Below are 21,657 nucleotides of genomic sequence, written 5' to 3' on the forward strand. Positions count from 1 at the left end.
CTATGCCATTGAAAGAGCCCCGGAAACTAAGAATAAGATTCTCGAGTGATAAGATTTCCTTTACTAAATCTGATACCTCGAGTGATACCGCGGAGTTTGATAGTGATAAAAGCTATATTGAGCTCACAGTCAGTCGTATTTTCCACAAAGCTTTAAATAAGTCTCGGGTAGAAGGCTTATTTGAAAAAGATGATTTTGAGGTATTAGGAAAGATCCTTTTCAAACTCCTTTGTCCGAACGACCAATCAGAAGCCAGAACATTTGTGTACAATGAATTGAAATATATTCTACGTGCGGAAGAAGAAAGGGGACGGATATTCCTACAGTTTGATAAATATGCTAACGATCGTGCATATTTGCCCTGGGAGTATTTGAAAATAGATGAGAATCTGCATGAAAATGTCCATTCTTTTTATTTAGGAGCAAATGCGAAACAAAAGTTTGACCTGATCCGACTGGTAGATAAAAAAGCCATAAATGTAAACCCGACAAGTAAAATCCAGAGAAAGTTGGTGATTGCGGTTATGGTTTGCACCCCCGATGGACATTCATCATTCGAATTGAATGAATTTGGAAATATTTTTGACAAACTTAAAGATAAATATAATCAAGACGATAAAAATCCCCGATTTATAATTTGGGAAATAAAGAAAACCAGTCTGGATATGCTGGAGGATGAATTTCGGGAACTCGATGGCTTGGTAGGTGAGCAGGAAGATTATATTTTACATATCTACGGACATGCTCGAATGAGGCAGGACGAAAGGCAAGAGATAGCTGAAATAGGTTTGGCCCAGGATGGTGAAACGCAATGGGTTGGCAAGGATTTTTTTGCGAGTTTCTTTAATGCGGACAAAAACTATAAAAGGCCGCTAATTTGTGTCTTTCAGGCCTGTGAAAGTGGACAACTTACCCGTAATGGGGAAGGCTTTGCCCTGAGTTTAATTGAGAACCAGATCCCTCATGTCCTGGCGATGCAAAACGAAATAACCACGAGGAGTTCAAACGCCTTTTTTTACAAATTTTATGAATCTCTTTTGAACGGAGAGGATTTCTTTACAGCTGTTACGATTGGAAGGATATTTTTAGGTTGTGAATTTGAAAAGGAGTCTCCTCAAAATCCCAAAGAGCATTTTAATAATAACACTTTCGGAAGTCCTGTAGTTTTTAGCTCAACGATGATTCCTGCAAGATTTTTTGATAAGGAAATACAGCAGAAAGAGGAACATGATCAAAGAATACTTATTTGCCCTGAATGCAATGTGGAGTATGCATATAGTCCTAATAGGGATAGTTGTAGTACGTTCAGATGTAGTGGCATACCGATCTTAAAATTAACAGAAGTGAGATACCAGGAAAACCTGAAAGAAATAGATGAACCACAAGGGATTCCTTCTACGAGAAGTAGTCAAGCTAGTTCCGGGGGGAATTTGACTACTTCTAAAAGTCCAAATAATCCCAAATAATTTTTCAGGGATGTTTGATTGATTTAATCGATTGTTAGAAAGATATATCTATGAATCTCAAAGACAAACAGATTAGACCATTATTGGCATCTATTTACTCAAAAGCTTGCTTTGATATAGAAATCAATATGGTTGATTTGGCAAAATTATTAGAATATTTTGCCGAATGCTTTAGGTCTGGCAATCCTCATGCTGTCTGGAAGCAGATCCGAATTGACCGGAGTATATACGACAAAAAGGTATATATAAAATATCTGGTTGAATTATATAAAAACTATTTTATAGTCCTCGGAGATTATATATGTCAAGAATTAACAAAATCTTTTGAATCAAAGGATTTGGATACTGCATTTAATGACTGGTGGATTCAATATGTCGAGGCTTTGTCAAATTGGGATAGTTTGGTTTATTCAAAACTTTGCAATTATGATTTCCCATTTGGTAAATACCAGGAACAGGTAGATAAATATATAACCCTAAATAAACATATACTTCAAGCGCGTTGGCCACAGGTAGTAGATGATTTCCTGACTTTTGCAAAAGACAAGAATCTTTCAGATGAAATTCGTAGCTCTTTTTGGGCATATAGTGCTCAAATTGAATTTTACCATATTTTACCAGACTTTGATAAGTCTCAGGAATACTTGCAAAAAAGTAAAGAGCTAAATAATAGCGCACTTGTACAACGAACCATAGGGGAATACCATTTTTGTAAAAAAGAATTCAAAGAGTCCCGGGACTATTTTTTAAAGGCTATTGAAATGGCTCCTAATGAACTCGATAGCTATCTTTACATGGGGGATAGTTATAGAGAAGAATTTAAAGAAGTACCTGCGGAACAATGGTATAATGACGCTTTCAATATCAACTTTTTTCAATCTGATAGTTATAGAAGAAAGATTATTCTCTATCAATCTTTTGAGGAAGATGAAAAAGAAAAAAAGGACTTGGATAGCCTTATCCAGAAAATATGTGATCTATGTCCTGATAACCCCGACATGAACCTCCTTTACAATGCATTCAGGGACATAGCATATAGTTATGTTGTGGTCAAGAACTATGGAGAAGCGGCGACTTATTATGAAAAAGCTATTGAAAATAAACCCCAACTTATTTTGGCTCATGTGGACATGGCTTATATTTATACCTACGAAAAGAAATACAAAGAAGCTGAAGATAAATTCCACCACATATTAAGCCTGGCACTGGATAATATAGAGACTTACTGGGGCTTAGCCTATCTGTATAAACAAAGTAAGCAAACCGAAAAAGTCATCCCGGCATATGAAAAATGTTTGGAACTCAGGCCTTCCCAAAAAGCAAAAATTCATTATTTCATAGCCTTGCACTATGAAGATCTGAAAAAGCCTGAAGAGACTATCGCTCATTTTCAAGAGGCAATTACAGCAAATCCGAAAAACAGAACCTATGTAAATGGCTTAAGGAAAATTTGGGAATCGGAAGGTGAGACTGAAAAAATCAGACAATTACTGGAAAAGGTTATCAAGGAGGTACCTGATGAGCCCCTTTATTACAATGACCTGGGTTTGTTAGAATTAAATCTCAAGGAGTATGATGCTGCGAAAGAGAATTTTAGCAAATCTTGCGAACTCAATCCTGATGAACCAGTTTATTTCGAAAACCTTGGACTTGCCTACAAAGGTAAATCTGCCTTCGAAATGGCTGAAAAAATGTACAGAAAAGCCATAGAAGTACAACCAAACAGAGCTGCGAGTTATAATACGATTGGAGTTTTTCTAAATGAACAGGACCGAGATGATGAATCTCTCGAATTCTACCAGCAAGCAGTTGAAAAAGATCCCAAAAAAGCATTATATCATACAAATCTGGGAATTGCTTACAGTAAAATCAATGAATGGGTAGAATCAGGAAAGGCTTTTCAGGAATCCTTAAAGTTAAAGCCGGATGAATTTACTCCCAATTGTGAACTTGGATTGGCTTTAATCTGGCAAAAAAGATATGACGAAGCAGAAAAATATCTTAAAAAGGCAGTTGAATTGAAACCAGATTCTGTCCGAGCCTTGGAATTTCTAGGGTATGTATATCAATCTCTTGGAAATTATAGTGAGGCAGGTAAACATTACCTGAAAGGACTCTCTGTTGAGCCCAATCACGAAATTTTGACATCCCGTTTGGGAAATTTGTTTTTCTTGCAAAAAGACTATGAAAATGCATTGAAGTACTTGACCGAGGTAAAGGAAAGACATCCTGAAAATCCTATCTATTACGATGACCTATCAAAGGTTTATTTGGAGATGGGAGACTACGAAATGACTGAACAAGTGCTTATAGATGGATTAAAAATTGCACCGGAAGATCATGCCCTGAATAATAAATTGGGGGTTATCAGGTATAAGCAGAGAAACTATTCAGAAGCAATATCATCCTATAAAAAAGCCATTGAAAATTATCCACAGAGTTCTATTTATTATGAGAATATTGGCTTAGCATACCGGGATTCATTTCAAACTGAGGAAGCAAAAACCGCCTTTCAAAAAGGCATAGAAATAGATCCTTCAAATGCTTTGATACACAATAACCTGGGGGTGCTTATGTATCAGCAAGCAATTTTTGATAAAGCAATTGAACATTATCAAATTGCAATAGAGAATAAACCTTATGACCCTGTACTACACGAAAATTTGGGCTTAGCCTATTACAGACTTAATGATTTCTCAAATGCCACTCCTGCATTTGAGAAAAGTGTGGAATTAAACCCACTTTCAGATGGAGCCTATAATGGTCTTGGGTTAGTAAATTATGGGCAAGGGAAGGATGAAGCTGCTATCAAATATTATAAGAAAGCTATAGAAATTAATCCTCTGAATCCCGTATATCATGAAAACATTACCCTGGTTTATCAGGCTATATTTGATCTGCCTGAAGCGGAAAAACATATTTCCAAAGCAATAGAACTAAGTCCCCATAATGAATATTATCATAACACAATGGGCCTGATTCAATTTGATAATAAAAATTATATAGAAGCAATAAAATACTATTCTAAAGCGATTGAATTGAATTCAACTGTTTCAACATTTTTTAGAAATTTAGGGCTTGCATACAATGATATCAATGAAACGGAACTGGCAAATGAAGCATTTGAAGAAGCACTTCGTTTATCTTAGAAATTCTTATTCTTCTCGTCATTCCTATTGTCAAGACTATCGGGTTTATTATTAGGAGAACCTAAATCTAAATATCCCTAATCGCTTCCATTCATGGATTCCCTCCTCATTCTCAAAATGTAATTTTGGAATGATTCGGAAATCCCCAATGTCCTCGCTTCTGCTCGGATTTTGTTTTGCGGAGGAGGTAGGATTCGAACCCACACCTCTTGCGAGCGAACGGTTTTCAAGACCGTGTCCGGTACCCAGCAATCTTTCGGAGAACTCCTCCAGGTATAGATGAAGTAAGAACAAGGAACAAGGAATGGAAAAGGGAGAAGGAGTTATTTGAGCAAGTCCAAACTTCTCAAATCTTTGTTCCTTGTTCTGCATGCTTACTTCTTCTGTGGGGATGGCAGGATTCGAACCTGCTAGGTCCCGAAGGACTCCAGATTTACAGTCTGGCCCGACCCTCCAACTTCGGCGCAGCCCCAATTTTCCGCGGGGGAAGCTTATATGCTCCCCTCTCTTTGAGAACAGGACGGGATTCGAACCCGCAAATAATAGATTTGCAGTCTATCGCCTGTCCAATTTGGCTTCCTGTTCTTATGCGGAGAGCAAAGGAATCGAACCTTCAGTTCCTTGCGGAACGCTTGCTTAGCAGGCAAGTGCAGCTAACCAGTATCTGCCTACTCTCCGGATGTATGTATGCCCACCGGGATTCGAACCCGGAAAACCCAAATTTTAAGTTTGGTGCGTATGCCTGTTCCGCCATGGGCATAAGTCTTCCATAAGCTGAGATTTTCAGCTTTGTACGGAAGGAAGGATTCGAACCTTCAAACTCCTGGGTCTAAACCAGGTGGCTTTGCCATTTTGCCCACTTCCGCTTGATAGATATTCGAGAGGGATTGATTGTGTTTTCTGGTGTAAACAAAAAAAGCCTCCCGAAATTCGAGAGGCTTACATATATCTAATAAATTAATCTTCTATCTAAGATCATCATATAGAGAGCCTCTCAGTATTCCGATGGAATAACTCGATAAACAGAGACTCAATATGTTGTTCTTGATGATCATTTTATCTAAATGTTTCTTATCCGTTTTAAAGGATAGTAGCTATACGCCTTTCGTCAGTTTAGGGTTTTGAAAAATGTAAAATTTCTTGTTTGACGACTTCTCAATTTAGTCGTAAATTTATCCTATGCAGTTCAAATCAAGTATAAAAAACTCCTTGTCCCATATTCAGAAAAGCCTTTCCAATCTTTCTGAATCTTTGACGGGCTTTGTATTTGTCATCATTCTTGCCTGCACAGAAGTAGATACTGCTCGAGCTCGAATCATAGGAGGATGCATAAGAAATGCACCCAGAGAAGTCAGGCATAGAAAGCTTGGTTATATGGAAGACCTGATCCTGAAGCCCGCTCCCGAAGACCTGCCCCTTAGCCCTCGGAAAAGATTTGACATCCCACATTTGAATGCGGCCTTTTTACCGAAAGGAGAGGAAAGAGTGATCGTGTTGAATTAGCTCGTTTTGAGGGAAATTTGCTGGCGAAATCTTACCCATAATTGAAAGAAATTCAGTATTTTAGAGATTGAATTTCTTGGGGAAATATATTGATGGTAAAGCCTCCATGCTGCATATAAATAAACTCACCTTCCTGCTCCTATTCTTCACCATAGTTTGCAATCTGAATAGCCATGCTCAGACACCTAAAAAGTTTCTGGTTTGTGGCCTTGATCCCATTACCGGTACCAAAACAGCAGCCCTGAAAATACCGGGTTTATATAAGGGAAGATTCTTTTATGAAAAAGAAAAAGCACCCATAAATGAAAAACATAGCTGGCTCCTTTATTTAGAAGATGATAAAGGCAAATTCATGGAGGGAGCTCAAATCCATGTTGATGGAATAAATTATGATGCGGGAAGAGGTTTTGCTTCTCCGCCTACCATTACCGAATATCTGGGCAATGGTCATTATAGAGTAGATGGCATCAATTTCTCAGTTGACGGAATCTGGACCATGCGTTTCCAGGTTATATTTGGAGGCATAGCAGATGTCTTATCCTTCGAAATAGAAGTCTAATTGTCCCACCGCATAAAATGAGAATTCCCTTGTGGCTTAAGGAAGTTGTGCCACAAGGGAATTATTTCGTCTCCAGAATAGATTCAAATCCAGGGCATTGATATTGCCGTCCAGATTGAAATCTGATTTCGTTGTGCCGTATTGATAAACGCCTCCATTTTCAGGCAACCAAAACAGATTCCTGTCTATCGCATCTACTCTTCCGCTTCCATTGGCATCTCCTGCCCAACAAAGCATCGTCCCTCCTATATCTCTTCTCGCAACTCCTCCGAAGCTATATACGACAGTCGAACTTTCCGCAAAATCAATAAAGGGATCTGTAGAAAGGTCCACGCTGGCAGCAGTCATTATTCCCAAATGATTGCTATGAACAATGGCGATATGGTATTCTGAAGTGCTCAAACTGGCAAAGGAAAGGCTCTCTGCGCCTTGTGGATCTACCACAGTCCCATCTTTCAATAGGAGAGCAGCTTCTTCTAACACAATTGTGACAGGATCATCTTTATCCCTGAACTGAATTTTTATCCAGTCAACAGGGGCATCATTTCCCGTACGATTTAACAGGCTGGCATCCATACTTGCTCCCAATCCATATGGATCAGTCGTGCCCAAAAGACCTTTGGATCGAAGTTCATCCAGCATAAGTCCACTTCCCGAATCAAAAGGGCCTTCCAGCATGACTTCCATTGTAAAGCTATTCAAATCATTGATCTGGATTCTTTGGACCATTTGCTGGCTACTGTGTAATGCGCCTGTAGGGCTGCTATCTTCCAGTTTCAAGACGACATCATATGATCCCGGAGAATTGTAGGTATGGCTGGGAGAAATACCAGTGCCACTATTACCATCTCCAAAATCCCAATCATAGCTGACTGCATTTCCCGTAGGATTGTAACTCTCTGAAGCATCGAAGGTGAAATTGGCTGGAATAGCATCGGGTTGTTGACGACTATAGCTAAAAGAAGCTATGATTCTTTCTTCTTTATCAAATATCCCATTGCTATTTCGGTCAATTCCCAATCGCTCATCAGCTTGTTTATGAACCAGCATCCAGGTCAGTGGCCCTTCTGCCTGTGCTTCGGCAAGTAATTGAGCATGAGTTAGGCTTTGTCCACTGCTATCAGATTGGTAGCTATTGCTTCCTGTATATTTAAACCCCCTCATTTCTCCTTGATACCATCCTTTGACAATCAAGCCCAATTCTGAAGCCTGCTGGACACCTGTCATGGTAATCGGATTGTCTGCAAGGCTTTGCAAACTATCAACGGCAGCAAGTGTACCGACACTATTGCTTAAGGTCGCCTGAAGTCCTATAGAAAAATGAGCATCCTGGCTTTCGTGAGGAGTAGAGGTAAATCCTAAATTGCTAAAGGTCGGCCCTCCTCCTGCGAATCCCAGAACTATAGCATGATAATCAACAAAGTAGCCATCTTTGGTGCCGGCTGCCTTGAAAAACTCTGTATCTACTACTCCGTCAGACATCATTCCAAAACCGACGGTGCTCTGATCAGAGTCATAATAGAAGCCTAATTTTTTATAGGTCGATCTGAGGTCTGCTGACATATTTTCATTTCCTCCATACTGAACGGCTCCAAATGAACTTCCCGAAAGTCCTCTTCCTGTATGATTTACATGACAGCCGCCACAGTCCTCATGCCATTCTCCGATGGCATTTGTTCCCGTCTGATTGCTCATTGTAAAACTTTGGAATGTCGTTCCTGCTCCCCTGATTTTTCCATTGAGGTCCAGAGGATTGTTGAGGGTAGTGGCACGATAAGGATTAGGGGAATGATAGGTCGTTTTCAAGAAATCCTCAAATTCATCCATACCTGGAGTATCTAATGGAGCTCCCAATCCTTGAAGTACATTGAAAGCAGAAGCAAAATCGATAAAAGCTTCTCGATCTCCTCGCCAATGAAGCAAACCTTCTCCCTTTTCGATAATGTCAATAAGTGATTGGGTTACTTTTAAGCCTTTAAGCGGATGAAAGTCAATACCATCTATCGTCTCTATATTCCCGGAAGGATCACCGAGATCCCAGGCAAGTCGATCCCATTTTCCGTCTACATGACAGGATGCACAGGCAATCGTCCCATTTCCCGAGCCCAAATGTGTATCGTACAAATGCTTTCTTCCCGTTTTGATGACGCTGGGAGTTGGATCAAAGAAAGGAGTACGAGACGTTTCCAGATCCGTAGCTATAGATACGGTTGAAATGCTGGCTTCAAATTTATTTAAAACATACACCTGGCCTCGGTTCTCATCAATGACTACTCCCGTAGGTCCTTCTCCAACAGGAATTGGGTCAGGCGTAGCCCTGCTACCATTTTGCTCGATGATGATTACATTATTAGAGCCCATACCCGTTACATAGGCAAAATTACCATCTTCTGTCCAGGCAATTCCCCGGGGATCTCCGATAGATTTATCTCTATCTGTAGCAGGTACCGAGGGACTGGCATAGCCCAAATGCGCATTTAGGTCAATGATGTCCGAATTTGTATTTCCTGCAATAAACTGAGAAACATTTACACGCAAAAAGGTGCCATTGATATTGGGGGTAAAGCGGATGTGATTCATGGCATCCGTTCCCACGACATGGATTTTAGCAGAAACGGGATTGACTGCCATGGCCATCAGGATATTTCCCAGGCTGGAGTGATAACTCAAGCTCAGGCTATTTGCGTTGAGGATAGCTACGTCTCGATCCTGGAGATCCCATCCATTGATTCTTTCACCTGCACCACCAGTGACTATATTGGTCCAGTCTCCTCCATTGTCATCCAACCATTGACCGGAAGCATTCTTTTTGACGACCAGACTTTGTGTATTGGTTTTGGGGGGTAAGACAGGGTTTAAGGCAGGATTAAAACCCGTACCATTATTGGGTACAGGGATTGCACCTCCATAGGGTCCCAGGGGATTAATTACGTCATTGGGTACAGTTGTCGAACCAGAACCCGCAGCTTCGAGACCTCCTGCAGCTATAAATTCGTTGCCATTGATAACAGTCGTTTGATTTCCAGATTCAAAAAATGCAGTATAGACTGTATTTCCATCGGGACTTACTGCCATTGCTCTTGGTTGTTCACCTATGAGGACAACTTCATTGGGACTGGCATCTAGATCAGAGAGGTCATAAATGAGAATACTCTCCCGTTCTGCACAACTCACAAAGGCTTTCAGAGGACTTCCTGCAAAAACGATGTCTGAGGGCTCATTTTCAGTATTCAAAGTTCGGACAACCACCTCTTTATCAAGATCGACGATGCTGACATTATCAGAAATGACATTTGCCACCCAGGCTTCGCTATTATTTCTCACACGCACGGAAACTGGATCAGTACCTACCGGAATGCTTGCCGTATTTACAGGCCCATTTTCAGTTAGGCTAAAGACCTCAAGGGTATTCGCGGCTGTATTGACTGCCAGGAGCTTTGTCCCATCTGGCGTCATATCGAGGGGATGAACATGAGCGGACTCGAAATTGATGAAATCACTCACGGGAACAGGTTCATGTCCGGCTAAAGTTTTGGCAATTTCAAGGGTCTTAAATGCCGTTATGAAAAGAAAAGCAAGGATAGGGGTTATATACCACCGTAGTTTCCGAAAACTAAAAAGTTGAGAACTCATAAATCCTAAGCTGTTTTTCTATGTTCTTTTTCCCCAATTCCATTCGTTTTTGTGATTTTAGATGGGGAGATATTCTCGTCAATAATTGAGTTGTGTTTTTGCGTGTTAAAATTGATCGTTTACTCTTTAACAGTCCTGTCATTGCGAGCTCAAATGTTGTGCGAAGCAATCTCCTTGAATGCGAATAATATTTTTTGGGTCAAGGGGATTGCTTCGCCTGTTGTACAGGCTCGCAATGACAGCTTTGCTGGTTTTTATATTTTTTTCTGTTGCATTTTCTAGAAATTCATTTTTTCTAAAAAGCCTAATCCAGCAGACATTTTGCCGCTGGATTAAGCCCATCTTTTATTCGATCAGCACCCGGACAATTTTATTTTTGTCCTTGTCTGAAAGTCTGATGAAGTAGATTCCCTGCGCATATTCAGAGACATCCATTCTGATCATTCCATCGGTCTGATCAGCATCTATCTGATTTGTATAAATGCTTTGTCCCAAACTATTCATCATCGTCAGCTTGAGTGCCTGTCCGGAAGCATTGTCAAATTCCAGATTCAATTTGTCTGTGGCTGGATTTGGATAGACGGTGAAATTGAAGAGTAATTCATCGCTTCCAACTTTCAAGACTCCTCTTCGAGTTTCTCTTGTTACTCCATCTTGATCTTTAATTCGGAGTCGATAGAAGACTGCATTAACACCAAATTGTCTAATCTGAGGATCTGTATGACTGTTTAGCAATTGATCTACGATGATCTCATCACTTTCCAATGCCTCATAGCTAACCCCATCGATTGATCTTTCCAGGACATAAGTGTCTTTGAACTCTTCAAAGAAGTTACCCCAATTGATCTCGCCATTTCCTCCACTCTCTTTTATAGAAAAACTCTTATTGTTGCTTGCGAAGCCATTGCTAGTCGTGCACTCCACCTGGCTACTTGCTGCAGGTCCTTGTCCAGAAGGAACACCTGGCTGGATTTTCATGACGATTTTATCAATTTCCACTCCATCTTCCCGCATCCAGATATTGAAGGTATGTTCTCCTGTACTTGGAACAAGGATTTCTACGAAATTGTCCTCATTGGCAAAGTCCGCCCATCCCCAACTTCCGGTCCATCCCATGCCGTATCCGTTTGTGGTAGAAACAGAAGAACCATTCAAGCCAATGTGATAAGAATCATCCTGATTTGTCGGGCCCTGAGTTCGGATGTATACCCGATAGGTGCCGGCTGTTTGAAAGCGCACTTTGTAATCCAGTCTTGGACCATTGAGGTTAAGGCCTGTCCAGGTTCCATTATTGGGTACAGCTCTTACTCCTTCGCTGTTAGAGGCATTGATATCGGTAAATTTCTGCCAGTTATTGGAAGAGGCATTTCCTGATCCTGCAGTGGTAGAGCTAAAATTCTCTGCTTCGATTACCACAGATCCATTTTTCTCTTCGAAACACAGCGGACCATTTGCAGGCGGGGTAGCTCTGATGGTTCGGCTACTTGAATTACTGAGTCCCTGATCGTCGGTTACTGTCAGGCGTAGGGTATAGGTGCCAACTGAAGTATAAGTATGACTAGTTGTTTGACCGGAAGCCTGAGTGCCATCTCCAAAGTCCCAGGCATAGCTTGAAATACTGCCATCTGGATCAGTAGAAGTGCTTGCATCTACATTCACTTGCAGAGGAGCTGTTCCAGAACTCGGGCTAGCAGTAAAACTCGCCAAAGGTGCCTGATTTGCAGTTCCTCCACAAGGACTTTTTGGACTGGCATTTGGCCCCTTGCCGGAAGGAGCTCCATTGGCTTTTTTAATAACAATTTTATCAATTTGCACCCCATCTTCTCTCACCCAGATATTCAGGGTATGTTTTCCGGCAGATTGGATGTTAAGCTGCATTTGCTCATCATCATTGGCGAGGTTTTGCCAGGCCCAGGGACCTGAGCCTCCCATTCCGTAGGCACTTATGTTGGATAAACCACCACCATTCAATCCAATGTGGTAAGAATCATCATTGGCAGTTGGCCCTTGAGAACGAACGTAGACAAAATAAAGACCTGTTTTTGTAAAATCAATGTCGTATTCAACACTTGGTCCATTGAGATTGAGTCCTGTCCAAAGTCCTTGATTTGGCCCTGCCTGAATAGCTTTCCCTGCAGATGCATTTGTCTCCGCAATTTCTGTCCAGCTGGTAGAAGCAGCATTTCCTGTTCCGGGATTTGCACGGCTAAAGTCCTCGGCTTCTATTGAAACCTCATCAGCATTATTTAGCACGAAACATTCTCCATTGGGAGGAGGATTATTACAATCTTCAAGGATCGTTTTGCTCCCCAGCTCTACGGGACATTGATTATTACCCCATCTTACAAATAGGGGATAGGTGCCAGCATCAACTTCATAAGTGACTGAGCCGCTGTTGTCATTTACCTGCGCCTTATAAGTATTTCCTCCATCCAGGCTAAATTCTATCCCTGTTCGTGAAGCTACGTCATCAAATTCGAAAGTAATTTTACCTTTGCCTGTAGCACAGTTTACTTCTTCAGTCAGAATATTCGTCACTATTGGTGCGGGTGCGGCTTCTACTGTTTTTTGTCCCAGGCTGCTTGGGCAGCTATTGTCTCCCCAACGTACGAATACATCATAAGTTCCGGGAGCAAGGGTATAACTAATACTACCACTATTATCAGCTACCTGAGCTTTGTAGGTGTTCCCTCCATCCAGACTGAATTCAAGATGAGTCCGTCCGGGCTGATCATTGAAAGTAAAAGTCATTTTTCCCTGATCATCCCCACAATTTTCTGGCTCCGTTGTGATATTTGTTACTGCAGAAGCTACTGTACATTTATTTCCATAAGCCCTTACTTCAGCAATAGAAAGTATTTTATTATTTCCTGGCAGGTACAACATTATATATCGACCCATAGCTGACAGATTTGTCAATCTTTGGGTTTTCGCTGCTGTCAGAACTCCTACCTCCGTATAATCTGCCGGATTATTACTGGGAGTATCTCCAACTAATACTTTTGTGCCTGCCAACCTATCCTCACAACAATCTGTACGATTAGAAATCTCTATTTTGTTGAGTTGATAACTGTCCTCCAAATCAACCCTCCACCAGGGATTGGCTGTAGTTGCTGTATGGGTGACAGATCCTGCTGTATAGAGACCATTAGAAAAACCATCGACGGCCCGTGAAGCCTCTCCACTATAAGCTGTTGAAGATTGACTTGCAGGACGGAGATACGCCAGGTTTTCCACTGGATCATCGCATACACCTTCTTCTGATACTTTTACATTCCTGAAGTAAGCATTCCCATTTTTAGCTCCTCCATCATGATCCATAATAAAGAATATCCGGTTCATATCTCCCTGGTAGTACTGGCCAATAGGAATCGTATAAGTTTGAAAGGCATTGGGAGTATAGTCTTCAAAATCAGTATTGATGGCTGCATCTGCCTGTGTACCATATAATTTAAAAGCCCTTTCCGGCGACCAGTTATTGTCATTATCCATACCTATAGCTGAGATTTCTCCTTCTACCGTACTTTTGAATTCAAAAGAAAGGACGGTATTTGCGGTGATCTTATAGGAGAAATCCATGTATTTCCAGGCATTATTTCTCAATAGGACATCCTTGCCTCCATTTTGTACAGTTGCAGTCCCGAAATCCTGATTGCTACTATAGCTTTTGAAAGCAGCTTGAGTAAGGCTTTGAGGGCTACAATCGGATTGAGAATGAACCCGAACAAGTTTGGCAACGCTAGGCGTTCCGTTTGCATTGACTGCAAAGAGCATGTATTGCCCGGGGATAGCTACGTTATGATCTGGTAATTGAACTTCGTATCGATTGTTGCCCAGAGCGGTTGCATCAAGCTTGATTCTTCTTTGTTCGTTATTTGTACTGTGGGTTACCGAACTGTAGCGAATGAGGCTGAAATAAGATACCGCAGAATTTGTGGTGATAAGCTCCTGGCTCTCCGTGAGCATATTATCGCTATTTCCAGAAATAACAGGTCTGCTAGCCAGGCTGCCATCTGCATTAAACAAATATGGAGGACTAAAGATTTCTGCATCCGGATGATTGACGGTACAAGTGTTACAGAGTCCACCTCCACCGGCGAAGATCCGTCCATCCATCATGAGTAGGGCAATGCTGTGATAGTTCCTGGGAACTGTCATAGGAGCAAGGCTTCTCCAGCTTTCTGTTTGTGGATCCCAAAGTTCAGGTATCAATTTAGAATCCTCATCACTGAATGATTTGTTTACTCCTAAGCCACCTACAGCTAATACTTCTCCCGTAGGTAAGACTACTGAATTGTGCCTGGTTCTTTTGTGTCGCAAGCTTTGGACTTGCTTTACTACTGCCTGATTGGTATTTATATCAATGATGTAAGTACTTCCGACTACGGTTGTTCCACTACTGGTGATTGAAGCTCCTCCGACTTTCAGGATCTTTCCTTCTTCATACATGACGGTAGTACCACTATTGATAAAACCATCTGTCCCTCTTAGTCCTGCAGAAGTAAAACTGCCATTACCATTTACATCCAGCCAATGCATATTATTATTGGGACCGGCATGGAATATTTTACCGTTTGGAGCCGGCCATAACCAGGTATGGCTATCCTTCAGCCAATGGGAATTGATGGCAACTGCATCTTTGTAGAGGAGATTTCCGGGTAGGCCATTATAGAGGCTCCATGAATTATTCTTGTATACTTCTGCTTGCTTAATGCCCCTTTGGCTCGCATTTCCACTCCAGGAACCTCCGATAGTGAAAACGCCTCCATCTGCCATTGTTACCATCGCATGATAACCTCTGGGAATATTCATGGGGGCAGCTGCAGTCCATTGATTACTTGCAGGGTCGTAAATACTTGTTTTGTTGCTGGAGCTTCCTCCGGTTACGATCACTCTTCCGTCTGGCAAATTACTTGTGCCCGGACAAAACATATCATGCTGTGTATTTGAGATCAGCATTTCCTGGGAGGAATTGGTAGCAGGGTCAAATATGATCGTATAGGTTTTCCCGCGATTGCCTCCAAAGCGAAATCTATCAAAGGCGGACCAGGCAACAATCTTTCCATCGGGCAGGTTTGCAGCTGCTACCGGTACAATAGAGAGGGGAATGACATTACTCCATTGGCCACTCCCATTAGCGCCTCCTATCTGCGATTTAGCAGTAGGAACTAGTCCAATTAAAAGAAATGGCAAGAGCCAAAAAGTAGAAAATTTCATTTATCCTTGAGTTCAAATGTAGGTTAAAAATGGGGTGAAAATCGGGCTTTCAAGCTGAATTCTAGGTTTTGCTATTTACAGGATAAGTATCCTCTATTTCTTATATAAATAAGTGGGAATTCCAGGCATTACGATTCTTCGTAAAACCCGGAATTCCTTATGGTCATTACTTATTCGACCAGTACCCGTACGATCTGACTCTTATCATTATCAGAGAGTCTCACAAAGTAGATCCCTTGTGCATAGTCAGATACATCGAGTTTGATCATGCCATCGGTTTGATCCCCTTCAATCTGATCCGTATAAATACTTTGTCCCAAACTGTTCATCACAGTTAAGTTGAGTGCTTTTCCAGAAGTATTGTCAAATTCCAGATTCAACTTATCAGTTGCGGGGTTTGGATAAAGCTTGAAATTGAAGAGTAATTCTTCGCTTCCGACTTTCAATACCCCTCTTCTGGTTTCACGGGTTATCCCTCTATGATCTCTAATTCTGAGTCTGTAGAATACTGCACCCACTCCAAATTGTCTGATCTGAGGATCTGTATGGCTGTTTTGCAATTGATCCACAATGATTTCGTCGCTTTCCAGAGATTCATACGTAACTCCATCAATGGATCTTTCGAGTATATAATTGTCTTTAAATTCTTCAAAGAAATTGCCCCAGTTGATCTGGCCATTTCCACCACTTTCCTTCATGGAGAAGCTCTTATTATTGCTGGCGAAACCATTGCTACTGGCACATGCTAGCTGGCCACTGGCTACAGGGCCCTGTCCAGAGGGAGTTCCCGGCTGAATTTTCAGCACGATTTTATCAATCTCAACTCCATCTTCTCGCATCCAGATATTGAAGGTGTGCTCCCCGGTATTAGGAACCACTACTTCAACAAAGTTGTCATCATTCGCAAAATCTGCCCATCCCCAATTTCCAGTCCAGCCCATGCCGTATCCCGAAGTCGTTGAAACAGCCGATCCATTTAATCCAATGTGGTAGGAGTCGTCCTGATTGCTGGGCCCTTGTGTACGAATATATACTCTATAGGTACCTGCAGTTTGGAAGAGGATTTTGTAGTCCAATCTGGGCCCATTGATATTCAGGCCTGTCCAGGTCCCATTATTGGGTATAGCTTTAACGCCTTCGCTATTAGAAGCATTGATATCAGTAAACTTCTGCCAGCTATTGGAAGAGGCATTGCCAGATCCGGGACTGGTAGAACTGAAGTTCTCCGCTTCAATAACTACTGAGCCATTTTTCTCTTCAAAACAAAGAGGCCCATTTGCGGGAGGTGTCGCATTGATGGTACGTGTACTTGAATTGGTCAGGCCTTCATTGTCAGTTACTGTCAAACGGAGTGTATAAGTTCCCACGGAAGTATAAGTATGACTGGCTGTTTGACCAGAAGCCTGACTACCATCTCCAAAGTCCCAGGCATAGCTGGAAATGCTACCATCTGGATCAGTTGAAGTTGTTGCATCTGCATTGACTTGCAAAGGAGCTGCTCCTGTACTTGGAGTAGCTGTGAAGCTGGCTACAGGAGCCTGGTTTGCATTGCCTCCACAAGGACTTTGCTGACTAGCTGCTGGTCCCTGACCCAATGGATTGCCACTGACTTTCTTGATGACTATTTTATCGATTTGAACCCCATCTTCTCTTACCCAGATATTGAACGTTTGCTTACCAACGGATTGGATGTTAAGCTGCATGACTTCATCATCATTGGCGATGCTTTGCCATGCCCAGGGGCCGGAACCTCCCATGCCAAAAGCACTGAGATTACTAATGCCACTTCCATTGAGTCCGATATGGTAGGAATCATCATTTCCTGTGGGTCCTTTAGAGCGTATGTAGACGAAATAAATCCCGGTTTCTGAGAACTCAATGTCATAGTCCAATCTGGGACCATTTAAGTTAAGGCCTGTCCAGAGTCCAGTATTAGGTCCTGCTTCAACTGCAGATGCACCAGAAGCATCACTCTCACCTATAACAGCCCAGCTGGTTCCAGCAGCATTGCCACTTCCGGGATTAACTCTGCTGAAGTCTTCGGCTTCAATTACTACCTGTCCATTTAGCTCCGCAAAACAATTTCCATTATTCGCGCTTTGTACAAGAATATTTTGGGTAGTGCTATTAGTCAGCCCTTCCTGATCAGAAACAGTCAAAGCGGCTACATATTGGCCGGGATTGGTATAGCTGTGGCTGGTATTTACTCCATTGCCGAGACTCCCATCTCCAAAATCCCAACTGTAAGAAGTGATGCCATTATCATCCGTCGATGCTGAAGCATCAAAGTTAACGGCTAATGGAGCTGTGCCAGAAGTTGGGCTTGCACTAAAGCTGGCGGTCGGAGCGGAGTTGACAGGACTTACATTATCGCAATCAGCTGTGCTACTTTCCGAAGCACCTGCACCGGCCGGAGCAGCTCCACCTGAAGGCAGAATATGAATTTTATCCATAGCCACTCCATCTTCCCTCATCCAAAGATTGAGGGTATATTTTCCTGCAGAAGGGATATTCAACACTATCGCCTGCGCATCATTGGCTTCATTTGTCCAGGTCCAGGCAGTCGGGACAATCATTCCCCATCCAGCTGTATTGGTTAGCGGACTTCCATTTAGTCCGGCATGGAAGCTATCATCACTTCCACTAAGTCCCTGTCCGCGCACATATACGGTATAGGAACCAGGCTGAGAGAAATAGACATGATAATCGACCCTGGGTCCGTTGACATCGAGGCCGGTATAAACTCCACTATTAGGCTCAGCTCTAAGCGCTTTAGCCCTGGAAACGGCCGGATCATTAAAAACAACCCAATTGCTGGCGGCAGCATTCCCACTACCAGCTACTTGTGCATGGAAGTTTTCAGCTTCTATCCATACTTCCTGGCTTCCACTGACGACAAAACATTCATCCCCACTTGGTGGATCAACCACTTCAGTTACTACGATATTTACACTGGCATTATCAGTTAAACCGCCTTGATCTGTAACTGTCAAAGTAGCTGTATAGGTGCCGGCTAAGGCATAGGTATGGGAAGTTGAAACTCCTGTCCCGGTATTTCCATCTCCGAAATCCCAGCTATAACTTTGGATTCCGGTATTATCTGTAGATGCACTTGCATCAAAAGCTACAGGCAAAGGGGCTTCTCCATTAGTTGGAGTTGCCGTGAAAGAAGCATTGGGAGGAATAGGCGCCTCACTTACGACTATGTTAATGCTTTCATCATCCGTATTTCCCCCCTGATCAGTAACCGTCAAATTAACAGTAAAAGTACCTGCCTGGGTGAAGGTATGAGAAGCCGTAGCCCCGCTTGCTGTTGTTCCATCTCCGAAATCCCATGCATAGGATGCAATTGTGCCATCAGGATCAGCAGAGGCAGAAGCATCAAAACTGACCACCAAAGGAGCTGTTCCACTTGTAGGATTTGCTGTTAAACTCGCTACAGGAGTTTGGGGAGTATATAAGGAACCATCAGGGAACAAATAGTCTTTAGCTATGATTTGTTTATTGATAAAAGGACCTGACCAACGGAGAAGAGCTACAGCAGCGCCTCCATTTTCAAAGTATTCCATTTTGATACTTACTTGCTCTCCTTCATTCAGATTGATAGAAGCAGAATGCTCAGTACTTCCCTGATTGACCCATTTGTCTATTATGATTTGTCCATTTACCCATAAGCGAACTCCATCATCTGTTTCAGTAAAGAAGGTATAGCTACCCGTGTAAGGCGCTACAATTCCCCCTTCCCATCTTACTGAGAAGGTGTTGGCGTCCATAGACGGATCAGGAGAAGCCGTTCCCCAATTGAAATTGATTATCGGATCGACTCTGCTTAGAGCAGGAGCGGTAAAATTCATTGTATTAAAGTAGTTGGCCGTCAGGCCGCTTCCTCCGGGATTTAAGGGTGGAGTGCCTACTTCTATATTTTGAGTAGCAGTGTCTTTATTCCCGCCCTGATCTGTAACAATGAGTTGTGAAATAAAGCTTCCTGTTTGTGTATAGGTATGAGAAACAGTTACTCCTGTTGCTGTATTACCATCTCCAAAATCCCATGCATAGGATGCGATTGATCCATCCGGGTCAGAAGATGTGCTGGCATCAAAAGCTACAGCTAAGGGCTGTACTCCTGAGGTAGGAGTTGCTGTGAAATTTGCAGAAGGCTTTTGAGGAGTATATACGCTACCTCTAGGTAGCAAATAATCTTTAGGAATGATTTGCTTAGTCGTATTTGGACCCGCCCAGCGGAGTCTTGCTACAGCCCCACCTCCTTCTTCATAGTATTCCATTTTTATGCTGGTCTGTTGACCGGCAACAAGATTTATACTTCCTGACCACTCTGTAGGCCCCTGTGGAATCCATTTATCAATAATAAGTTGTCCATTTACCCAAAGTCTGACTCCATCATCTGTTTCTGTAAAGAAATTGAAAGTGCCTGTATAGGGAGCTACTACACTTCCTTCCCATCTTACAGAATAGGTGTCGGCACCCATAGAAGAAGCCGGAGAACCCGTCCCCCAATTGAAGTTGATCACCTGATCTACCCGATTGAAAACAGGAGCGGTGAAGTCTTTATTGTTGAAATAATTAGCTGTCAGTCCACTGCCTCCCGGATTGACCGGTGGGGCAGGAGCATTGAATACCTGAATAACCTTTGCTACACTCGGTGTACCATTTGCATTCATAGCAAAGAGCATATAATAGCCGGGAGGGAGGGTATTCACATCTGGAATATTTAACTCATAACGGTTATTCCCTAAAGCAGTAGAGGAAATACCTACTCTTCTTTGATCATTGTTGGTACTATGAGTAGCAACATTATATCTGATCAATGAGAAAGAGCTCACCGCAGAATTGGTCGTTACGATCTCTGTATTGCTATTGGCAAATTGAGAAGGATTATTGGTGATTGTCGGACGGCTAGCTAGAGTTCCATTTGCGTTGAACAAATAGGGAGGGCTGAAAATCTCTACATCCGGGTGATTAACGGTGCATCCTCCGCAAAGTCCACCTCCACCGGCCATGACACGACCGTCAGGAAGCAATAAGGCTATACTATGGTAATTTCTGGGAACCTGCATAGGAGCAAGGCTTCTCCAACTCTTGGTCGAAGGATTGAAAATCTCTGGAATCAGACGCGACTGTTGATCAGAAAACTCTCTGGCTACGCCCAAACCTCCAATTGCTAATATCTCACCATTCGGCAATACAACTGTATTATGCTTATTTCTGGGATAAGCAAGGTTTTGAACTTTCTCAACCTGAGCTTGATTGCCTGTAATATCAATGATATAGGTAGTTCCCGAGGCAGCTCTTCCATCTCCATAACTGGCTGCACCTCCTGTTTTTAGGATTTTTCCAGCGTCATACATGACCGTTGTACCTGCATAGGCGAATGCATCATCTCCACGAGCTCCAGCATTGCTATAAGAACCATTTCCTTTTGCATCTATCCAGTGCATCTTTTCACTAGGACCTGCATGGAAGATTTTTCCATTCGGAGCAGGCCATAGCCAGGGGAAATTGTCGTTTTTTACTACGCCGGCAGGATCTGTAGCTCCATCCAGAATCACATTTACAGGTACTCCATTAAGCAATCTCCAGGAACCATTTTCATAAATTTCCCCATGCTTATTTCCCGCACCTCCACTCCATGATCCACCAATCGTAAAGACGCTTCCATTACTCAAAGTAACCATAGAGTGATAACCTCTGGGTTTTACCATGGCCGCTCCGGATACCCATTGCTGGGTAAAGGGATCGTAAATACTGGTTTTATTGCTGGAACTACCACCGGTTACGATAATCTTGCCATCAGGAAGGGTACTAGTTCCCGGACAAAACATATCATGTTGAGTATTGGAAACCAGCAACTCTTGAGAAGTATTTGTTGCCGGATCAAATATGGCTGTATATGTTTTTCCTCGATTACCACCAAAGGCAAAACGGTCGTAGGCTGACCAGGTCAATACTTTTCCATCTGGTAAGTTGGCTGCAGCAACTGGGACAATGGGCATCTGTATGATACCACTCCACTGTCCACTTCCATTGGGACCTCCAATTTGCGCAGAGGCCTTTGACATATAGCCAAATAGCAATAGTGAGAAAATGAACAAGTGAGTCACTTTCATTTTCA

7 protein-coding genes and 6 tRNA genes are annotated in these 21,657 nt (G+C 42.4%); 4 read left to right on the plus strand and 9 right to left on the minus strand.

The genetic code is table 11. The annotated features are described in order from the left end of the window. Window positions 1-2: 2 nt before the first annotated feature. Together R8P61_04675 and R8P61_04680 are read left to right on the plus strand one after the other, a co-directional pair. Window positions 3-1,466, plus strand: a complete 1,464-nt coding sequence (locus tag R8P61_04675) for a CHAT domain-containing protein (protein ID MDW3646332.1) — start codon at window positions 3-5, stop codon at window positions 1,464-1,466. 50 nt (window positions 1,467-1,516) lie between these two features. Continuing rightward, window positions 1,517-4,615, plus strand: a complete 3,099-nt coding sequence (locus tag R8P61_04680) for a tetratricopeptide repeat protein (GenBank protein ID MDW3646333.1) — start codon at window positions 1,517-1,519, stop codon at window positions 4,613-4,615. A 179-nt stretch (window positions 4,616-4,794) separates the two neighbouring features. Here R8P61_04680 and R8P61_04685 read toward each other — a convergent pair. From R8P61_04685 to R8P61_04710, 6 genes are all read right to left on the minus strand, one after another. Further along, window positions 4,795-4,886, minus strand: a tRNA-OTHER gene (locus R8P61_04685). Between the two features lie 115 nt (window positions 4,887-5,001). Then, window positions 5,002-5,087, minus strand: a tRNA-Tyr gene (locus R8P61_04690). A 40-nt stretch (window positions 5,088-5,127) separates the two neighbouring features. Further along, window positions 5,128-5,200, minus strand: a tRNA-Cys gene (locus R8P61_04695). Window positions 5,201-5,205: 5 nt separating this feature from the next. After that, window positions 5,206-5,292 (minus strand) — tRNA-Ser (locus R8P61_04700). A gap of 9 nt (window positions 5,293-5,301) precedes the next feature. Continuing rightward, window positions 5,302-5,375, minus strand: a tRNA-Leu gene (locus R8P61_04705). A 32-nt stretch (window positions 5,376-5,407) separates the two neighbouring features. Then, window positions 5,408-5,481, minus strand: a tRNA-Leu gene (locus R8P61_04710). Window positions 5,482-5,794: 313 nt separating this feature from the next. Between R8P61_04710 and R8P61_04715 the strand changes: the two genes are divergently transcribed. Next, a complete protein-coding gene (locus tag R8P61_04715) occupies window positions 5,795-6,118 on the plus strand; it encodes a hypothetical protein (protein ID MDW3646334.1) in 324 nt (107 codons plus the stop codon). Window positions 6,119-6,224: 106 nt separating this feature from the next. After that, the gene (locus R8P61_04720) at window positions 6,225-6,677 is read left to right on the plus strand and encodes a hypothetical protein (GenBank protein MDW3646335.1); all 453 of its coding nucleotides are present in this window, start codon (window positions 6,225-6,227) and stop codon (window positions 6,675-6,677) included. Between the two features lie 36 nt (window positions 6,678-6,713). On the opposite strand, the gene R8P61_04725 is transcribed toward R8P61_04720, so the two are convergent. From R8P61_04725 to R8P61_04735, 3 genes are all read right to left on the minus strand, one after another. Further along, the gene (locus R8P61_04725; protein ID MDW3646336.1) at window positions 6,714-10,310 is read right to left on the minus strand and encodes a PKD domain-containing protein; all 3,597 of its coding nucleotides are present in this window, start codon (window positions 10,308-10,310) and stop codon (window positions 6,714-6,716) included. A 345-nt stretch (window positions 10,311-10,655) separates the two neighbouring features. Then, window positions 10,656-15,527, minus strand: a complete 4,872-nt coding sequence (locus R8P61_04730; protein ID MDW3646337.1) for a PKD domain-containing protein — start codon at window positions 15,525-15,527, stop codon at window positions 10,656-10,658. 170 nt (window positions 15,528-15,697) lie between these two features. Further along, window positions 15,698-21,604 (minus strand): PKD domain-containing protein, encoded by a 5,907-nt coding sequence (locus tag R8P61_04735; GenBank protein MDW3646338.1) that lies wholly within the window; start codon window positions 21,602-21,604, stop codon window positions 15,698-15,700. Between the last annotated feature and the right edge of the window lie 53 nt (window positions 21,605-21,657).

Source organism: Bacteroidia bacterium (assembly GCA_033391075.1).
Taxonomy (GTDB): domain Bacteria; phylum Bacteroidota; class Bacteroidia; order J057; family J057; genus JAWPMV01.

What these genes read in the sequence shown, in the direction of transcription:
- R8P61_04675 (MDW3646332.1), top strand. Translation starts at nt 3, where the DNA reads ATGCCATTGAAAGAGCCCCGGAAACTAAGAATAAGATTCTCGAGTGAT.
- R8P61_04680 (MDW3646333.1), top strand. Translation starts at nt 1,517, where the DNA reads ATGAATCTCAAAGACAAACAGATTAGACCATTATTGGCATCTATTTAC.
- R8P61_04715 (MDW3646334.1), top strand. Translation starts at nt 5,795, where the DNA reads ATGCAGTTCAAATCAAGTATAAAAAACTCCTTGTCCCATATTCAGAAA.
- R8P61_04720 (MDW3646335.1), top strand. Translation starts at nt 6,225, where the DNA reads ATGCTGCATATAAATAAACTCACCTTCCTGCTCCTATTCTTCACCATA.
- R8P61_04725 (MDW3646336.1), bottom strand. Translation starts at nt 10,310, where the DNA reads ATGAGTTCTCAACTTTTTAGTTTTCGGAAACTACGGTGGTATATAACC.
- R8P61_04730 (MDW3646337.1), bottom strand. Translation starts at nt 15,527, where the DNA reads ATGAAATTTTCTACTTTTTGGCTCTTGCCATTTCTTTTAATTGGACTA.
- R8P61_04735 (MDW3646338.1), bottom strand. Translation starts at nt 21,604, where the DNA reads ATGTCAAAGGCCTCTGCGCAAATTGGAGGTCCCAATGGAAGTGGACAG.